Genomic DNA, 3,128 nt, shown 5'->3' with positions numbered 1-3,128 from the left:
CAAAATTTGCATGACCCCCTAAGATTAAGGGGGCTTTTATTTTTTAAGACATAGAGAAAAAGGACTTTTAACGTTAATATATCTATAATACATGCGATGAGGTGATGTCGCTTGAAGCGTATCATTTTTTTGCGTCACGGCAAAACTGAATGGAACATGCAATCTCGCTATCAAGGTAAAACCGATGTTCCTCTTAGTGATGAAGGTCGTTTGCAAGCGCGGCGAGTTGCTTTGAGGCTAAAGTCTTTGGGTATAGATGCCATATATGCAAGTTCGCTTGCGCGAGCGAGCGAAACTGCTGCAATAGTGTCTAAGCTCATAAAAGTACCGATAAAAGGCTTGCTGAAAGAGCTGCAAGAGATGGATTTTGGGGCTTGGGAGGGAATGGTGGTTACCGATGTTGAAAGAACGTATCGTGATGCTTACCGCTGGTGGAGACAATCTCCTGAAGAGGCCAAAATTCCCGGAGGAGAAGATTTTGTAGAAGTAGTTGAGCGCGTGACCGGTGGAATGCAAAAAGTTTTAAAGGAAGCCGGTGAAAACATCTTGGTTGTTGCTCACGGTGGTTCAATAAGGGCTGCATTAGTGGGACTTCTTGCTTTGGATGCTTCCGCCGTTTGGAGGATTAGGATAGATAACTGCAGTTTAACTTCCATGGAGCTATGGGATGGGAGAGTGATGTTGGCCTTCGCGAACGATACACTCCATCTTTTGGTCGATGATCTGGATCTAGTGTGCAACCTCCCTATATTAGCGTAATTTCGGTCTGTTTTTAGAAATTAGAAAAGGAGACAGTTAAATGCGTGATATCGAGCCTGAACCTTCTAATGATTCGAATCTTTATGAAGATGAATTAGAATTATGGAAAAAGATAAGGTCTGGTGACGAAAAAGCACGAGAAGAAGTGATAATTTCTTATAGACCCATGGTGTTTTGGCTTGCGAGCAAATTACATGTGTCTCCGGATTCTCATCAAGATTTGATACAAGAAGGCATGGTGGCCTTGATAGAGGCGGTCGATAGATATGATTTCGAAAGGGGAGCCAAGTTCATAACTTATGCCTACTATCGCGTTAAAGGGCATATGATTAATTTTTTGGAAAGATCGGAGGCAAAGGCTCCTGAGCCAGTGGATTTGGATAACTATGTTTATCAGCGTGAGACCGTCTATATTGACGAGAGGGAAGGTTGGCTCATTGACCTTGAAAGGGCCATAGAATCGTTAACGGCCAAGGAGGCTGAAGTTATAAGAGCGATTGACCTGGATGGATTAAGCGCTAAAGAGGTGGCTCGAAAAAGGGGAGTAGACATTAGCTACATTTACAGGCTAAGAAGAAGGGCTATTGCAAAGCTCAGAGAGATTTTAGGGGTAACGTAACCTAATTTTTTAAGTCTGAGGGGGCCTTTTAATGGAGAAGCGTCTTTTGAGAATTAGGCGTTGGATCGATAGGAGCATAGAAGCATGGAGGCGTGGAAGGCCAAAGGAAGTTATCATGGAACTTGAGTGTGCTGAGGCGGAGATGCGAATCGCAAAAGACGAAATTTTTACTCACGTCTCTTCCGACAGCAAGATTGGGCGACGCCGCGGTGCTTTGGAGCAAGTTTTGATTTCCTTGCTTGCAGCTGCAATATTTTTGATGGCCTTGGCTTTGCCGACCTCGAGAGAAAGTTTTGTGCAATACCAGGAGGGCCAAAATCTATCTACAAAGCGGGAGGCCAACTCGCTTCACTTGAGCTTGATAACGGATGACGAAGAGCGGCTCATCGTGGCCTTGAGGAAGAGCTTAAGTGATACTAACATGGCACGGGTCTACGACGTGGGCGATGTAAAAGTTGCCTCCTCTCAATTAGAAAAAGTAGCAGCAGTAGCAGAAAAAGATGAACAAAAAATCAGCAACACTCCATCCAAGAGCGGTGAAATAAAGCGCATTATTGAGGCGAAAGAAAATACGCCAAAGGAATTACCCGAGAAAAGGGATCATGATGTATCATTTGAAGAAGAGATGCTAGAGGAATTATTCAAGTTGGTTCGGCTGGGAGAGAAAGCCCTTCGCGATCAAAGTGGAATAGATGTGGAGCTTTCAGACTGAAGGAGTGATCTTGAAGATGAAGTTTTGCACGAAACTTATGCTAGTGAGCTTAGTTTTTTTATTGCTAAAACCATCTTTAGTTTTTGCTCAAACCTACCCTGACGTCGTTGAATTGAAGGTGGAAGGCAACCAGCAGGTGGATACTAATTACATATTATCTGTCGTTGGAACCAAAGTTGGCCAACCCGTGGATAAGGAACAGCTCGACAAGGACATCGAAGCCATCTACAATTTAGGTTTTTTTGCCTATGTCGACGTTATGATTGAGCCCTTGGTTGAAGGTGTCAGGGTAACTTACGTCGTACAAGAAAATCCCATTGTTCGGGAAGTTAGATTTGAAGGAAATGAAGTATACACCGAAGAGGAGCTAAAAGAACTCGTCTTCACAAAACCTGGCAACATCTTTAACTCCGTGTTTTTCAGGCACGACCTCGAGAGGATTAGAGATAAATATCAAGAAGACGGATACGTTATGATGCGAATCCAAGATGTACAAATTCAGGAAGGCATCATAACGGTCAAGATCTTAGAGCCAAAGGTAGGAGAGATCGTAGTTCAGGGAAATGAAAAGACGGAGACGTTTGTCATCGAACGGGAGATCAAGCTTAAGTCGGGCGATTACTTTAATGCTAAGGTGCTCAGGCATTCCTTGAACAAACTTCAAAGGCTTGGGTATTTTGAGACTGTAAACGTCGGATTTGAGCCCACAGAAGACCCAAGTATCGTAAACATCATCGTATCCGTGGAAGAACAAAGGACGGGAAGGATAGGACTGACCATAGGACACGGTTCAAGCAGTGGATGGAGCGGTGGCTTGTCTTACGAGGACACCAACTGGAAGGGGTTAGGGCGTACCGCATCCGTCGGCTTTGAAACCGGAAAAAGAGATCAATATTGGATCACCTACGAGGAACCGTTCATGGACGTGGATTATTATTCCTGGAGAGTGAATTTATTTCGATGGGAATGGGAGGACATAGAAAATTACGTAGGCGGCGAGTCGGTATTCGAGTACGAAGAGACCAGGACGGGAATATC

General features: G+C 44.2%; 4 protein-coding genes. All 4 read left to right on the top strand.

Going from position 1 to position 3,128, the window contains the following annotated elements; genetic code table 11:
• Positions 1 to 111 precede the first annotated feature (111 nt).
• Positions 112 to 759 carry a histidine phosphatase family protein gene (locus Q7P41_RS03510; protein WP_303882162.1) on the top strand — a complete coding sequence of 216 codons (648 nt, stop codon included), beginning with the start codon at positions 112 to 114 and terminating at the stop codon, positions 757 to 759.
• A gap of 40 nt (positions 760 to 799) precedes the next feature.
• On the top strand, positions 800 to 1,378 hold the full coding sequence (locus Q7P41_RS03505; RefSeq protein WP_303882161.1) for a sigma-70 family RNA polymerase sigma factor: 579 nt from the start codon (positions 800 to 802) through the stop codon (positions 1,376 to 1,378).
• 31 nt (positions 1,379 to 1,409) lie between these two features.
• The gene (locus Q7P41_RS03500) at positions 1,410 to 2,090 is read left to right on the top strand and encodes a hypothetical protein (protein WP_303882160.1); all 681 of its coding nucleotides are present in this window, start codon (positions 1,410 to 1,412) and stop codon (positions 2,088 to 2,090) included.
• A 16-nt stretch (positions 2,091 to 2,106) separates the two neighbouring features.
• Positions 2,107 to 3,128: POTRA domain-containing protein (locus Q7P41_RS03495; RefSeq protein WP_303882158.1), on the top strand; the 1,022-nt coding region annotated here is incomplete at its 3' end.

The organism is Acetomicrobium mobile (genome assembly GCF_937920065.1).
This window is presented reverse-complemented; position numbering and strand designations above follow the sequence as displayed.

Excerpts from the sequence above, each read along its gene's own strand:
- Q7P41_RS03500 (WP_303882160.1), top strand. The coding sequence starts at position 1,410 with ATGGAGAAGCGTCTTTTGAGAATTAGGCGTTGGATCGATAGGAGCATA.
- Q7P41_RS03505 (WP_303882161.1), top strand. The coding sequence starts at position 800 with ATGCGTGATATCGAGCCTGAACCTTCTAATGATTCGAATCTTTATGAA.